Origin of the sequence: Micromonospora sp. WMMD882 (assembly GCF_027497255.1) — a bacterium.
In the GTDB taxonomy this organism is placed as follows: Bacteria; Actinomycetota; Actinomycetes; order Mycobacteriales; family Micromonosporaceae; genus Micromonospora.
The window spans coordinates 5,893,873-5,908,213 of record NZ_CP114903.1 but is presented as its reverse complement, the minus strand read 5'-3'; the positions used below and the strand labels follow the sequence as shown (position 1 = coordinate 5,908,213).

General features: G+C 73.5%; 15 protein-coding genes. 3 read left to right on the top strand and 12 right to left on the bottom strand.

Going from position 1 to position 14,341, the window contains the following annotated elements:
* Window positions 1-48: 48 nt before the first annotated feature.
* The 6 genes from O7606_RS25515 to O7606_RS25490 form a co-directional block, all read right to left on the bottom strand.
* Window positions 49-870, bottom strand: a complete 822-nt coding sequence (locus O7606_RS25515; RefSeq protein WP_281596527.1) for a F0F1 ATP synthase subunit delta — start codon at window positions 868-870, stop codon at window positions 49-51.
* On the bottom strand, window positions 870-1,397 hold the full coding sequence (locus O7606_RS25510) for a F0F1 ATP synthase subunit B (protein WP_281596526.1): 528 nt from the start codon (window positions 1,395-1,397) through the stop codon (window positions 870-872). Before O7606_RS25510 ends, O7606_RS25515 begins: the two co-directional genes overlap by 1 nt.
* A 67-nt stretch (window positions 1,398-1,464) precedes the next feature.
* Window positions 1,465-1,689 carry an ATP synthase F0 subunit C gene (gene atpE, locus O7606_RS25505; RefSeq protein ID WP_281596525.1) on the bottom strand — a complete coding sequence of 75 codons (225 nt, stop codon included), beginning with the start codon at window positions 1,687-1,689 and terminating at the stop codon, window positions 1,465-1,467.
* A 127-nt stretch (window positions 1,690-1,816) separates the two neighbouring features.
* Entirely contained in the window at window positions 1,817-2,632 is an 816-nt protein-coding gene (gene atpB / locus O7606_RS25500) for a F0F1 ATP synthase subunit A (RefSeq protein WP_281596524.1), read from the bottom strand.
* Window positions 2,633-2,659: 27 nt separating this feature from the next.
* Window positions 2,660-2,875, bottom strand: a complete 216-nt coding sequence (locus tag O7606_RS25495) for a hypothetical protein (protein ID WP_281596523.1) — start codon at window positions 2,873-2,875, stop codon at window positions 2,660-2,662.
* Window positions 2,876-3,038: 163 nt separating this feature from the next.
* Window positions 3,039-3,440: a hypothetical protein gene (locus O7606_RS25490; protein WP_281596522.1), complete on the bottom strand. Its 402-nt coding sequence runs from the start codon at window positions 3,438-3,440 to the stop codon at window positions 3,039-3,041.
* Between the two features lie 111 nt (window positions 3,441-3,551).
* Here O7606_RS25490 and O7606_RS25485 point away from each other — a divergent pair, with 111 nt between their 5' ends.
* Window positions 3,552-5,066, top strand: a complete 1,515-nt coding sequence (locus tag O7606_RS25485) for an SDR family oxidoreductase (protein WP_281596521.1) — start codon at window positions 3,552-3,554, stop codon at window positions 5,064-5,066.
* Here O7606_RS25485 and O7606_RS25480 read toward each other — a convergent pair.
* The 4 genes from O7606_RS25480 to prmC form a co-directional block, all read right to left on the bottom strand.
* A complete protein-coding gene (locus O7606_RS25480; protein WP_281596520.1) occupies window positions 5,041-7,161 on the bottom strand; it encodes a transglycosylase domain-containing protein in 2,121 nt (706 codons plus the stop codon). The two genes, O7606_RS25485 and O7606_RS25480, sit on opposite strands and share 26 nt — an antisense overlap.
* Window positions 7,162-7,279: 118 nt before the next feature.
* Complete coding sequence (locus O7606_RS25475; RefSeq protein ID WP_281596519.1) at window positions 7,280-7,891, bottom strand: phosphotyrosine protein phosphatase; 612 nt, start codon at window positions 7,889-7,891, stop codon at window positions 7,280-7,282.
* Complete coding sequence (locus O7606_RS25470; RefSeq protein ID WP_281599877.1) at window positions 7,892-8,533, bottom strand: L-threonylcarbamoyladenylate synthase; 642 nt, start codon at window positions 8,531-8,533, stop codon at window positions 7,892-7,894.
* Window positions 8,534-8,585: 52 nt separating this feature from the next.
* On the bottom strand, window positions 8,586-9,497 hold the full coding sequence (prmC, locus tag O7606_RS25465; protein WP_281596518.1) for a peptide chain release factor N(5)-glutamine methyltransferase: 912 nt from the start codon (window positions 9,495-9,497) through the stop codon (window positions 8,586-8,588).
* Window positions 9,498-9,655: 158 nt separating this feature from the next.
* On the opposite strand from prmC, the gene O7606_RS25460 reads away from it, so the two are divergent.
* The gene (locus O7606_RS25460) at window positions 9,656-11,206 is read left to right on the top strand and encodes a GGDEF domain-containing protein (RefSeq protein ID WP_281599876.1); all 1,551 of its coding nucleotides are present in this window, start codon (window positions 9,656-9,658) and stop codon (window positions 11,204-11,206) included.
* Window positions 11,207-11,771: 565 nt separating this feature from the next.
* Here the strand turns inward: O7606_RS25460 and prfA are convergent.
* Both prfA and rpmE read right to left on the bottom strand, forming a co-directional pair.
* Window positions 11,772-12,860 (bottom strand): peptide chain release factor 1, encoded by a 1,089-nt coding sequence (gene prfA / locus O7606_RS25455; RefSeq protein WP_281596517.1) that lies wholly within the window; start codon window positions 12,858-12,860, stop codon window positions 11,772-11,774.
* A 90-nt stretch (window positions 12,861-12,950) separates the two neighbouring features.
* Window positions 12,951-13,175, bottom strand: coding sequence for a 50S ribosomal protein L31 (rpmE, locus tag O7606_RS25450; protein WP_281596516.1), 225 nt, complete (start codon window positions 13,173-13,175; stop codon window positions 12,951-12,953).
* Between the two features lie 207 nt (window positions 13,176-13,382).
* Between rpmE and O7606_RS25445 the strand changes: the two genes are divergently transcribed.
* On the top strand, window positions 13,383-14,279 hold the full coding sequence (locus O7606_RS25445; protein WP_281596515.1) for an AAA family ATPase: 897 nt from the start codon (window positions 13,383-13,385) through the stop codon (window positions 14,277-14,279).
* The last annotated feature ends 62 nt before the right edge of the window (window positions 14,280-14,341 follow it).

Genomic DNA, 14,341 nt, shown 5'->3' with positions numbered 1-14,341 from the left:
GGTCCGAATGGCGTCTGTCATTCAGGGGCGCGCAGCGGTGGAAGCGGGTCAGCGCTTCGCGAGCGCGTTTCGGGTCTCGTTGAGGCGGCGCAGCACGGTGCCGTCGTACAGGTCGGAACCGACCCGGACGCGCACGCCACCGAGGATCTCGGGGTCCACCGTCTGCTTGACGGAGACCTCCCGACCGTAGATCGCGGCGAGGCGGGCGGCCAGTCGGCCCTCCTCCTCGTCGGTCAACGGGGCCGCCACGGTCACGTACGCGACCTGCCGGTCCCGCCGGTCGGCGACCAGCTCCACCAGCCGGGTGAGCGCGCCCGCGAAGGAACGCCCACCGAACCCGCCCAACGCCACCTCTACGAGGCGGACGGTGACCGGGCGGGCCTTGCCGGCGAGCAGGTCCCGGGCCAGGATGGCCCGCTGCCCGGCCGGGGCCGTCGGGTCGGTCAACGCGGAGGACAGCGCCTGCTGCCCGGCGACGAGCTGCCCGAACCGGAACAGCTCGTCCTCGACCTCGCCCAGCTCACCGGCGGCGTCGGCGCTGGCCAGCAGCGCCTCCACGCCGAGCCGCTCGACGCCGTCGAGCAGCTCCGACGGCGCCGACCAACGGCCGGCGACCAGCCCGGCGAGCAGGTCGAGCGCGTCGGCGCCGAGCTTGCCGCGGAGCATGTCGCCCAGCAGCCCGGCCCGGTCCGCGCCGTCGCGGGCCGGATCGGACAGGGCCCGGCGCAGCCGGGGCTCCCGGCCCAGCAGACCGGCCACGGCGAGCAGGTCGTCGGCCGTGGCGGCCACGGCCTCCGGCTGCGCGCCGCGCGCGTACGTCGCCAGGCGCTCGTTCGCGGCCCGGTACGACTCCCGGCTGGCGGCCTGCATCAACGGGCTCCCGTGCTCTCGAGGTCGTTGAGGAACCGGTCGACGGTGCCCTTGCGGCGGGCCTCGTCGGCCAGCGACTCCCCGACGATCCGGCTGGCCAGGTCGACCGCGATGGCGCCGACCTCGGCACGCAGCTCACGGACGATGGTGGCCCGCTCGGCGGCGAGCTGCTCCTTGCCGGCCGCGATGATCCGGTCGGACTCCTCCCGCGCCTTGGCGAGGATGTCCTGGCGGATGCCCTCGGCGTCGGCGCGGGCGTCGTCGCGGATCTTCGCGGCGTCGGTACGCGCCTCGGCGAGCTGCGCGCGGTACTGCTCCAGGAGCTGGTTGGCCTCGGCCTGGGCGGCCTCGGCGCGCTTGATGCCACCCTCGATCGCGTCGACCCGGGCCTGGTACATCGTCTCCATACGGGGGAAGACGAACTTGCTCAGCACGAACAGGACCAGGCCGAACGCGACGAGACCGACGATGATCTCCGCCACGGGCGGGAGCAGGATGTTCCCGCCCTCTTCCGCTGCTAGGTACATGGACACTCCCCTTCGCCAGCGGCCGACCACCACGGGCCGGCCGGTTCAGCTAAGCGCTGGCTGGGTCTCAGCCGCCGAGGGCGAACGCGAGCACCAGACCGAGCAGGGCCAGCGCCTCGACCACGGCGAAGCCCATGAACATGTAGACCCGGGTCAGGCTGGCGCTCTCCGGCTGGCGGGCGGTCGCCTGGATGTAGGCGGCGAACACCAGACCCACACCGATGCCCGGGCCGAGCGCCGCGATGCCATAGCCGATGACGTTGACGTTGCCTGAGATCTCGGCCAGGAACATGGTTGGTTTCCTCCTGCGGGGAACGCGTGACCGTCACACGTTCGTGTAGGTGAACTTTTCAGTTGTGCGTACAGGGGGTTTTCAGTTGTGCGTACCAGGGGGGTCTGATCGGTCGCCCGGCGACGGCTCAGTGTTCGTCGGCCAGCGAGCTCTGCAGGTACGTGGCGGTGAGCAGGGTGAACACGTACGCCTGCAGGATCAGGATGCCCAGCTCGAAGAAGGTCATCAGGATCGCCATGGCCCAGCTCAGCAGCGCGACCGGCTTGAGGAAGACGGACTCCGCGTTGAGCAGCGCGACACCGCCGAGCGTGAACACCAGCAGGATCATGTGGCCGGCGAACATGTTGGCGAACAACCGGACCGCCAGGGTGACCGGGCGCAGCAGCAGGTTCGACACGAACTCGATCGGCACCAGGATCGGCTGGACCCACAGCGGCGCGCCGCTGACCCAGCAACTGGCCTTGATGTAGCCGAGGAACCCGTGCTTGCGGATGCCGACCCCGACGTAGAGCAGCCAACTGGAGAGGGCCAGCACGATCGGGAAGGCGATGTGCGAGTTCGGCGAGATCTGCGCGAACGGGACGATGCCCCAGAGGTTCGTCAGCAGGATGAACACGAACAGCGTCGCCAGGTAGGGCGCGAACCGGACGCCCTTGTGCCCGATGATGTCCCGGGCGACGTTGTCCCGGGCGAGGCCGTAGACCGACTCGGCCAGCCACTGCCGCTTGGTCGGCACCAACTGCGGGTTCCGGTAGCTGACCAGGAAGAACAGGATGATGACCGCGACCGCGACCCAGGCCAGGAGAGCGATCTTCGTGAAGGCCGGCTCCCAGGCCGTCCCCTCCAGCCCCGGGATCAGGCTGCGGTAGTTGAAGCTGTCAACGCCAGGGGGGAACTCGGCGGCCCGGATGTCCGCGGCGGCATAGGTCGGCAGCTCAATCAACTCGAACCCTCCGTCGGTCGGGCATGGTCAGGCGCCCAGCCTCTTTATGGTCAGGTAGACCCCCGCGGCCGTGCCGCCGATCAGCCCGATCAGCAACCCGACATCCGGAAGATCCAGCCAACGGTCGACGAGCCAGCCGGCCCCGCCCCAGACGGTCATGCCGCCGAGGAGGTAACCGAGCGCGGCCCAACCCGCATCAGCACCCGAAGGTGCGGAAGGCTTGTCGGATCGGTCGTCGGCCATGACGCAGCGAACGGTATCAGCCGCTGGAACGAGGCTGTGAGTCACCCCCCGCACAACCTTGTCGTGTGGGTCGGGGAAGCCTCGGCTGGCGGATAGGCTACGCCTATCCCGCGCCCGACGGAACTCCATCCCCGGCGTGGCGACGGCAACCCGACAGTCGGGCTCAACCACCCGTGGGCTCCGCCTCGGGGCGGTGGCGCCGGAACGTCCACCACACCTGGGCGGACACCCAGCAGACGGTCGCCACCACCACCGCGACGGCCATCGTCCGGCGACCGCCCCAGCCACTGTCGACCAGGCCGAGCAGCACCACGCCGAACACCAGGAACTTGGTGACGTAGGTGGCCAGCCCGACGCTCATCACCAGCTTCGGGTGCACCGAGTCCGCCCAGGCGAGCGCCAGGCTCGACAGCCCGTAGCTGACCGTGACCAGAGCCACGCCCGCCGCGCCGCCGGCCGCGCCGGCGCCACCGTCGACCAGCCACCCCACCAGCGTGGCGAGCACCAGCAGCGCCGCCGACGTCAGCAGCGGCAGGGCCAGGTGCCGCAGTCGCCGGCGGATCACCGGACGTCCGCCCCGGGGAGGAAGGCGCTGAGCTGGTCGGAATCCGGCCCCCGGAAGGTGGGCGTCACGTAGTCCACAGCGCCCGAGTCTATGGGGCCGCAGACTGGAGCCATGAGATGCCTGGTCACCGGGGCCACCGGCTACCTCGGCGGGCGGCTCGCGCCGCGCCTGCTCGCCCAGGGGCACACCGTACGCTGCCTGGTCCGCGCCGCCGGTCGGCTCCGTGACGTGCCGTGGGCGGCGCGTGCCGAGGTGGTCGAGGGCGACCTGCGCCGGCCGGAGACGCTGCCGGCCGCGTTCGCCGACGTCGAGGTGGCGTACTACCTGGTGCACTCGCTCGGCCAGGCCGACTTCGAGGCCGCCGACCGGGAGGCGGCCGGCAACTTCGCCACGGCGGCCCGCGCGGCCGGCGTACGCCGGATCGTCTACCTGGGCGGGCCGGAGCCGGCGGCGGACGACCACCCCTCGCCGCACCTGCGCTCCCGCGCCGAGGTGGGGCGGATCCTGCTGGCCAGCGGGGTGCCGACCGTGGTGCTGCGGGCGGCGGTGATCATCGGGTCCGGGTCGGCCTCGTTCGAGATGCTGCGCCACCTCACCGAGCGGCTGCCCGTCATGGTCACCCCGCGCTGGGTCCGCAACCGGATCCAGCCGATCGCGGTCCGCGACGTGCTGCGCTACCTGATCGGCTGCGCCACGCTGCCGCCGGAGGTGAGCCGGGCCTTCGACGTCGGCGGACCGGACGTGCTCACCTTCGGGGACACGATGCAGCGGTACGCGGCGGTGGCCGGGCTGCGCCGCCGGCTCATCCTGCCGGTCCGGCCGTTGACCCCGTCGCTGTCGTCGCACTGGGTCGGCGTGGTCACCCCGGTGCCGAACCGGATCGCCCGGCCGCTGGTGGAGAGCCTGGTCCACGAGGCGGTCGCGCACGAGCACGACATCGCCCGGCACGTGCCCGACCCGCCCGGCGGCCTGACCGGCTTCGACGAGGCCGTCCGGCTGGCCCTGACCAGGGTCCGCGACGCCGAGGTGGAGACCCGCTGGTCCACCGCGAGCGGACCGGACGCGCCCGCCGAGCCGCTGCCGAGCGACCCGGCGTGGTCCGGCGGCTCCACCTACACCGACCGGCGGGAACGCCGGGTCGACGCGCCGCCGGAGGCGCTGTGGCGGGTGATCGAGGGCATCGGCGGCGAACACGGCTGGTACTCGTTCCCGCTGGCCTGGTCGGTGCGGGGCGCGCTGGACCGGCTGGTCGGCGGGGTGGGGCTGCGCCGCGGCCGACGGCACCCCGAACGGCTGTACGTGGGCGAGGCGCTGGACTTCTGGCGGGTCGAGGAGATCGTCCCCGGGTCGCTGCTGCGGCTGCGGGCCGAGATGCGGCTGCCCGGCCGGGCCTGGCTGGAGCTGCGCGCCGACCAGACCGACGACGGCGTCAGCCGGTACGTCCAACGCGCCGTCTTCCTGCCGCGTGGCCTGGCCGGACACGCCTACTGGGCGGCGGTCGCCCCGTTCCACGCGCTGGTGTTCGGCGGGATGGCCCGCAACATCGCCCGCGCCGCCGAGCAGGCCGCCCGCGCGGCCGGGCCGACGCCCGGTCACCCGACTACTCCCCGAGGTGCGGCAGGCTGAGCTGGTACGCGATCCGCTGGCTGGGCGGGACGAAGTCCCGGACCGGCTCGCCGCGCAGCGCGACCGCCATGATCCCGCCGACCGCGTCGACCATGCTGGGCTGCGCGTACGGCCCGACCGGGTCACGGACCGGGTCCTCCGGGTTGGCGGCCATCGAGACCACCGCCACCTGCGGGGTGAACGCCACCACGGTCTCCGTGGCGAACTTCTCGGAGCTGCCGGTCTTGCCCGCCACCGGCCGACCCAGCAGGTCCCGCAGGCCGGGCGCGGTGCCGCCGTCGCAGCGCCCGTACGTCGACTGGTCACCGACCGGGCAGCGGGCCGCGTCGGTCGCCGCGCGGGCCACGTCCGGGTCGAGCACCCGCCGGCAGTCCGGTCGGCCGGCGTCGACCGGACGACCGGCCCGGTCGACGATCAGCGCGACCGGCAGCGGGGCGCACCGGACCCCCTCGGCGGCCACCGTCGCGTACGCGGTGGCCAGGTCGAGCGGGGTGGTGGCGGCCACGCCCAGGGTGAACGGCCCCCACTCCCGGGCGCCGTAGCGGGCCAGCCGGGCGTCGCTCTCGGCGCGGAGCACGATGCCGAGCCGCTCGGCCATCTCCACCGCCCGGTCCGCGCCGACCCGCTCGGTCAGCCAGGCGAAGTAGGTGTTCACCGACCGCCCGAACGCCGTCCACATGCTGCGCTGGCCGTCCATCCACGGCGGGTTCGCGTTCCCCGGGCACCAGTAACCGCCGCAGCTCACCGCCGGGTCGTCGATCCGCCACCGGGTGAGCAGGCGCGACGGCGCGTCGAAGCGGGTGTCCAGCGGCAGCCCGGCCTCCAGGGCGGCCAGCAGGGTGAACAGCTTGAAGGTCGAGCCGGCCTGGTACCCGACGATGTCACCACCGCCGGCCACCAGCGGATTCACCGTGTTCGGCCGGTTGAGCCAGCCGTCCGGGTTGGCGTCGAGGCTGTAGTTCCGGTTGACCGCCATCGCCAGGATCCGGCCGGTGCCCGGTTGCACCACGGCGGTGGGCATGGCGTGCCGGCTGTCCGTCGGGTAGACCCGCCGTACCTGCTCGTGGGCGGCCTGCTGCACGTCCGGGTCCAGCGAGCTGACGATCCGGAAGCCGCCCCGGCGCAGCGTGCGCTGCCGCTCGTCGGTCGAGCCGCCGAACGCCGGCTGCCGGTTCCACCAGGTGAGGAAGTAGTCGCAGAAGAAACCCCAGTCGGCGTGCTCGGCCGGCACCGCCGCGCAGTTGTCCGGGGCCACGCTGGGCCGCAACGCGAGCTGCTCGGCGCCGGCCGCCTGGGCCGCTGCGGCCGGCACCATGCCGGTGGCCACCATCCGGTCCAGCACGTACGCCCGGCGGCGCAGCGCCGAGTCGGCGTCGCCGTTGATCGGGTCGTCGGTGTGCGGTGACCGGACCAGCCCGGCCAGCAGGGCCGCCTCGGCGAGCGTCAGGTCGGCCGGGGACTTGGAGAAGTACCGCCGGCTGGCCGCCGCCACGCCGTACGCCCCCGCGCCGAAGTAGACGATGTTCAGGTACCGGCCGAGGATCTCGTCCTTGCTCAGCTCCCGCTCGATCGCCAGGGCGTACCGGGCCTCCTGGATCTTCCGGGCGGCGCTGATCTCGGCGGCCGCCCGCCGGGACTCGTCGCTGAGCGTCGGATCGCTGCTGAGCACGTTCCGGACGTACTGCATGGTCAGCGTGGAGGCGCCCTGCCGGGCCCCGCCGCCGCCCCGGTTGGCGGCGAACGCCCGCAGCACGCCCCGCAGGTCCACCCCGCGGTGCTGGTGGAAGCGGGCGTCCTCGGCGGCCACGACGGCCTGGCGCATCACCGGGGCCACCTCGGCCAGCGGCACGTCCACCCGGTTCTCCAGGTAGAACGAGGTGATCAGGGTGACGCCGTCGGCGGCGTACAGGTCGGACCGCTGCGCGGTCGGTGGGGTGCGCAGGCTGTTCGGCAGCTCCGCGTACGGGGTGGCGAGCGCGCCGAAGCCGAACCCGAGCACCAGGGCCAGCGGCAGGGCCGCGCCGGCCAGGACCAGCCCGGCCAGCGTGCCGGCGAGCAGCACGGTGAACAGCTTGTGCAGACGGGCCTGGATCATCAGCTCTCCCCCGCAGGAGCCTGGTCAGGACCCGTTCAGCATGCCGCCGAACCTCCCACCGACTCGCCTTTTTCCGCAAACCCGCAGAAAACTCGCGGAGTGGGAGTAATAGGGAAACTCAGGGCAGCAGTACGGCGGCCAGCGGCTGCACCGTCTCCTCGATCTCGTCGGCGACCCGGCTGAAACACTGGTCACCACGGCCCCACGGGTCGTCCAGATCGTCACCGGGCAGCGCGTGCGCGCCCTCCCGCGCCGCGTCGGCGGCGGCGACCAGGGCCACCCCACGGGCGTACAGCTCCGTCGGGGACACCCCGGCCGACGGCAGCGCGGCGGCCTCCACCACGCCGAGCAGCCGACCGAACTCGCCCAGCACGAAGGTGCGGCCGGCCGCGTCCGGGCGCAGCGCCAGCACGTACTCGTGCTGGTCGGCGGTGGCGGTGAGCACCAGGTCGGCGGCGTCGATGTGCTCCGAGCGCAGCTTGCGGGCGGCGAACCCGACGACGTCACCGCCCCGGGCGGTGATCTGCCGGGCGGCCGGCGGGTTCATCTCGTCACCGGCGTGCCAGCCACCGGTGCCGGCGCTGTTGCTGTGCAGCAGCTCGTCGGCGGTGGCCGGATCGGCCCCGGCCCGGGCCAACCGCTCCCGGACCGCCAGCGTCAGCAGCCGCTCGGCCATCGGGGAACGGCAGATGTTGCCCATGCAGACGTGCAGGACGGTGAACGGCGGCACCTACCCCACCCGGCTCTCGATGTCCGGCGCCACCTCACGCAGGGCCGCCAGGCCGATCGCGCCCTCCCGCAGCAGCCGGGGCGTCTCACCGGTCAGGTCGACGATCGTGCTCGGCACCGGGTCCGGGCAGGGACCGGCCTCCAGGTACGCGCGAACCGCGTACCCGAGCTGGTCGCGGGCCTCCTCGGCGGTGACCGCCGCCGGCTGCCCGACCTTGTTCGCCGACGAGACCGCCATCGGGCCGGTTTCCCGCAACACCTCCAGCGCGACCGGATGCAACGGCATCCGCACCGCCACCACCCCGCCGGCGTCCCCCAGATCCCACTGGAGGCTGGGCGAGTGCTCCACGATGATGGTCAACGCGCCCGGCCAGAACGCCTCGACCAGGTCCCGGGCGGCCCGGGGCAGGGTGAAGACCAGACCGTCCAGGGTGTGCCGGGAGCCGATCAGCACCGGGGGCGCCTGGCGACCCTGGCCCTTGGCGTCCGCCAACGCCTTCACCGCGAACGGGGTGAAGGCGTCCGCGCCGATCCCGTACACCGTGTCGGTCGGCAGGACGACCAGCTCGCCGTTCTTGACGGCCTCGATGGCCGCGGCGATGCCGCGGTCCCGATCGGCCAGCGACCGGCAGTCGTAGAGCATCACGAGGAGTCAGTCTGCCACGCCGCGGTCCGCCGGTGGATCGCGGCGCGGGTCAGCCGGGTGGCATGCGGCGGCGGGCGGTGGCGAAACGCGGACGCCCGGTCAGGTCGGGACGGTCGGCGACGGAGTCGAAGCGGCCGTCGGCGGCGAGCAGCTCCGGCACCACTAGGCCGTGCGTGTCGTCGTGCTCGATCGCCAGCGCCCCGCCGGGCCGCAGCAGTCGGGCCGCCTGCCCGATCACCGGACGGACCACGTCCAGGCCGTCCGCGCCGCCGAAGACCGCCTCGGCGGGGTCGTGCCCGGCCACCTCCGCCGGCACCTCGGTGCCGCGCGGCACGTACGGCGGGTTGCAGAGCAGGACGTCCACCCGCCCGGCCAGGTCGTCGAGGAGCGCCGGGTCGGTGACGTCCGCGTCGACCACCCGGATCGGCCGGTCCCCGGCGGCGGCCCGCTCGGTCGCGTTGCGCCGCAGCCAGGTCAGCGCCGCCGGGGACCGCTCCACCGCCACCACCACGGCGGTCGGCGCCTCCTGGGCCACCGCCAGCGCGATCGCCCCGGAACCGCTGCACAGGTCCACCACCAGCGGCCGGGCGACCTGCCGGGCCTGCCCGAGCCCCCACTCGACGACGAGCTCGGTCTCCGGCCGGGGCACGAAGACCCCGGGGCCGACCGTGAGGTCCAGACGCCGGAAACCGGCCCGTCCGGTCAGGTGCTGGAGCGGCTCCCGGCCCGCCCGCCGGGCCACCAGCTCGTCCAGCCGGGCGAGCTGCTCGGCGGTGAACCCGTCGACCAGCAGCAGCCGCCCCCGGGACACCCCCAGCACGTGGGCGGCGAGCAGCTCCGCCTCGGGCCGGGCCGTCTCGATGCCCGCCGCGGCGAGAAGTCGGGTCGTCCGGACGAGGGCAGGCGGTACGGGGTGTCGGTTGTTCGTCCCTTCGGACGGCTGTCGCGGCGTGGAGGTCACGACATAATCATGAAGCGTCGCGCACGGCACCCCGAACGCGCGCGTCCGTTCCGGTGTGCCCGCGACGGTGGACCCCGGTCGGGCGCGTGACCGGCCGGTGTGTCTTCCCCGGCGACCATGGTGCGGCGCCGGCGTCCGGCGCGGACGGGAGGCTGCGGGTGGGTTGGCTCGACCGGGTCACCGACCAGGTTGGCGCTCTCACGCAGGCGCGTGACCTGATGGAGGCGAGCCGGTCCGCCGAGGCGTGCGTCCTCCTGGAGCAGGTCATCGCCACGACCGACGACCCGTACGCCCGGGCCGACGCCCGGGTCCAACGGCTGTCCGCGCTGATCAACCTCGGTCGGACTGCCGAGTTCACCCGGGCCATCGAGGAGGCGTCCACCGCGGTCCGGGATCTCGCCGAGCCGTACCTGCACGGGCACCTCAACGCGCTGGCCGCGCTGGCCGCACACCACCAGGGCGCGCTCGACAGGTGCGTGACGCACCTGGTCCGGGCCGCCCGGATGCTCGACCGGGTGGAGGACCCGGACCGGGAGGCCGCGTGGGGTTGGCACGACCTGGCGATGGCGTACTCCTACCTCAGCTTCCACGGGTACGCCCTCACCGCCATCGAGAAGGCCCGCCAGATGGGCCTGGCCGCGGGCATCCCGGAGGAGATCTTCGCCGCGCCCGGCATCCGGCTGCGCAGCGCGGTGGCGCTCGACCACCACGGCGACAGCGACGGCTGCCTCCGGGTGCTCCGGGACATCGCCGCCGACCTGGACCGGTTCCGGCGGACCGGCCGGGCGGGGCGGCTACGCCCGAGCAGTCTGGCCGCGTACGGCTACGCCGCCGCCCGCCGGGCCAGTCTCGGTGACCGGCTGACCGGCGACGCCGAGGACGAACCGGTCCGGCTGCTCGGCTTCGGCGGGGACAGCGCCCGGCCGCGTGACTTCCGGCAGCTCGGTCACGTCTGCCTGGCCATCTCCCGGGGCCGGCCGATCGAGGCGCTCACCCGGCTGGACGCCGTCTCGGTCTCCACCGAGACTCTCGGCGCCGCCGAACCGGCCCGGTTGCGCAGCATCGCGCTGACCCACGCCGGGGAGCACGCCGAGGCCCACCGGGCGGACCGGTTGGCGTTCCGGCTGGCCGCACAGCGCATGGACCGGCTACGCGACGTCTACATCGACGGCGTCGCGGCCCGCATCGACCACGAGCAGATGCGCCGGGAGGCGGCCCGCTTCGAGGGTGAGGCGCTCACCGACCCGCTGACCGGGCTGCCCAACCGGCGGCGGCTGGAGCGGCACGTCGCCGGCATGGTCAACCGGGGCGAACGCGTGGTCCTCGGGGTCTGCGACCTCGACGGTTTCAAGGCGGTCAACACCCGGCACGGGCACCACTCGGGCGACCTGGTGCTGCAACGGGTGGCCGGGGTGATCAACCGGGTGATGCGGCGCGGCGACTTCGTGGCCCGCTACGGCGGGGACGAGTTCGTGGTGGTGCTCTCCGGCACCGGGCTGGAGGAAGCCGACGAGGTGTCCCGCCGGATCGACGCGGCGATCCGGACCGAGGACTGGGAGTCCCTGGTGCCCGGCACCCCGGTCCGGGTCACCATCGGGTTCGCCGAGGTCAGCTCGCCCGGCCCGCTGGCCCGCGACGCCATCCGGGCCGCCTTCGACGCGGCGGACCGGCAACTGCTCCGGGCCAAGTCGAGCCCTCGCGCCCACTGAGCGGCCGACGGGGGCCGGCCGACGGGGGCCGGCTGACGGGGGCCGGCTGACGGGGGCCGGCTGACGGGGGCCGGCTGACGGGAGGCCACCGACCAGCGCCACCGACCAGCGCCACCGACCGGAGCCGGCCGGCAGCCGAGGAGAAAAACACGTTCGGTAGCCCACCGCCCAGGCAGCTAGCTTTCACGCTCTGTGACATCCGGCCCACCAAAGGCCAAGCCTCCCTGACGCTTTGCTCTGCACCCATATCCGCGACACCAGATCTGACCAGGGAGTGATGTTCGCAGGTCGGCTCCGACTCCCGGCGAGCAGCGGCCACTGATGGTGACTGGCGCGTACCTGGGTGCAGAGCAAAGTCTGCGGTTGGGTGTCAGCGACCGGGCATAGCATTACTCACAGTAATGACACGCGGGCACCTGCGGCGGCGGGCTAGCGGGGCGAGCAGGACCGGGCTCACCGGCGCGACGCCCATCCGGCACGGCCTGGCCCACGTCCAGCACGGCCACGCGTAGCACGGTCGGGCGCCTCGTGGGCGACGGGATCGTCGGGGAGGAGCAGCGGCGGGTCAGCGGCGGGCGAGTTCGGTGTCGCCGGCCAGCCGGGCGGCCCGGTCGGCTTCGGCGAGGGCGTCCAGGACGCCGTCCAGCTCGCCGGCGAGGGCCAGATCCAGGTTGTACGCGGTGTAGCCGATCCGGTGGTCGGTGATCCGGTTCTGCGGGAAGTTGTAGGTACGGATCCGTTCCGACCGGTCGACGGTGCGTACCTGCGCCTTGCGGGCGTCGGAGGCGGCGGCGTCGGCCTGCTCCTGGGCGGCGGCGAGCAACCGGGCCCGCAGGATCCGCATCGCCTGCTCCCGGTTCTGGAGCTGGGACTTCTCGTTCTGGCAGGAGACCACGATGCCGGTCGGCACGTGGGTGATCCGCACCGCCGAGTCGGTGGTGTTCACCGACTGCCCACCCGGGCCGGACGACCGGAAGACGTCGATGCGCAGCTCGTTCGGGTCGATCGTCACGTCGACGTCCTCGGCCTCGGGCAGCACCAGGACGCCCGCCGCGCTGGTGTGGATCCGCCCCTGCGACTCGGTGACCGGGACCCGCTGCACCCGGTGCACGCCGCCCTCCCACTTGAGCCGCGACCACACCCCGTTGCCCCCCTCGGGCACGCCCTTCGTCTTGATCGCCAGCGAGACGTCCTTGACCCCGCCCAGGTCGGAGTCCTGCGCGTCGAGCACCTCGGTGAGCCAGCCGTGCCGCTCCGCGTACCGGGTGTACATCCGCAGCAGGTCAGCGGCGAACAGCGCGGACTCCTCGCCACCCTCGCCGGCCTTGATCTCGACGATCACGTCCTTGGCGTCGTGCGGGTCACGCGGGATCAGCAGCTCGGCGAGGCGTTCCTCCAGCGCCGGCAGGGTCGCCGCGATCGACTCCACCTCGACGCCGAAGGACGGGTCCTCGGCGGCCAGCTCCCGGGCCGCGGCCAGGTCGGCACGCGCCTGCTCCAGCTCGCCGGCCGCCTTGTGCAGCGGCGCCAGCTCGGCGTAACGCCGCCCGACCCGACGGGCCGTGCCCTGGTCGGCGTGGATGGCCGGGTCGGCGAGCCGCTTCTCCAACTCGGCGTACTCGTCGAGGAGGGCGGCGAGGCGCTCGCTGCTCATGCTCGTACTCCCTGCGGTCGGCGCGAATCGGGCAGATACGGACGACGCCCGCGCCCGGCGGGAAACCGGACGCGGGCGTCGGACCTGTGGCTACTTGGCCTTCTTCGCCTGAACCTTGGCGTACTTCTGCTGGAACTTCGCGACCCGACCAGCGGTGTCGAGCACCCGCTGCTTGCCCGTGTAGAACGGGTGGCAGGCGCTGCACGTCTCGACGTGGATCGAGCCGCCCTTGGCGGTGCTGCGGGTCGTGAAGGAGTTGCCGCAGGAGCAGGTGACCTCGGTGCTCACGTACTCCGGGTGGATGTTGGGCTTCATGTCGCCTCGGTCCTCTCGTGGGTGGTCGCCGGGTCGCCGCCCGCGCCTGTGCCGTACGCGGGAAAAACGGCGTGAACCGGAACCGGTGGCCGATTGACCAGTGTGCCATGGGCTCGCGCCGACCCGTGAACCGGGCCGCACAGCTCCCCCAACGTGCTCCCGACCAGCCGCATTCCCGCCCCGACCGGGCCCATTACCGTGACCGGGGTGACCCGTCTCATCGCCACCCGGGGTTTGCCCGCCTCCGGCAAGACCACCTTCGCGCGCGCCCTGCAACCGTCCGTCGTCCGGGTCAACCGGGACGACCTGCGGCGGATGCTGCACGGCGAGCGGCTCTTCACCGAATGGGCCGAAGCGCAGGTGACCACCGCCCAGCGGGCACAGGTCGAGGCGCTGCTGCGGGCCCGGGTGGACGTCTGCGTCGACGACACCAACCTGCGGGCCCGCGCCCTGCGCGAGTGGGCCCGACTGGCCGCCCGGCACGGGGCGACCTTCGAGGTGCACGACTTCACCGACGTACCGCTGGCCGAGTGCCTGCGACGGGACGCCGCGCGGTCGGCCGACGACCGGGTCGGCGCGGAGGTCATCCAACGGCTGCACGACCGGTTCCTGGCCGACCGACCGCTGCCGCTGCCGGTCCCCGGCCCGCCGCCCGGCCGGCCGGCCCGGGTCCGCCCGTCGGCCCCGGCCCTGACGGAGATCGTCCTGGTCGACCTCGACGGCACCGTGGCGCTCGCCGTCTCCCGCAGCCCGTACGACATGACCCGGGTCGGCGAGGACGCCCCCAACGAGGCGGTGATCGCGGCGGTCTGGGCCATGTACCGGGCCGGGTACGGGGTGGTGTTCTGCTCCGGCCGGGACGCCTCGGCCCGCGCCGCCACCGTGGCCTGGCTGGACCGGCACGTCGACGTGCCCTACCTGGCGCTGCACATGCGGGCGGTCGGCGACAACCGTCGGGACTCGGTCGTCAAACGCGAGATCTACGACCGTGAGCTGCGGGACCGGTACCGGATCGTCGGCGTCTTCGACGACCGCCGGCAGGTGGTGACGATGTGGCGGGAGCTCGGGCTGACCGTCTTCCAGGTCGCCGAGGGCGACTTCTGACGGCGCTTCCCACCACGACGCGGCCTGCCGGGCCGACACGACGGAAGGGTCGACACGACGAG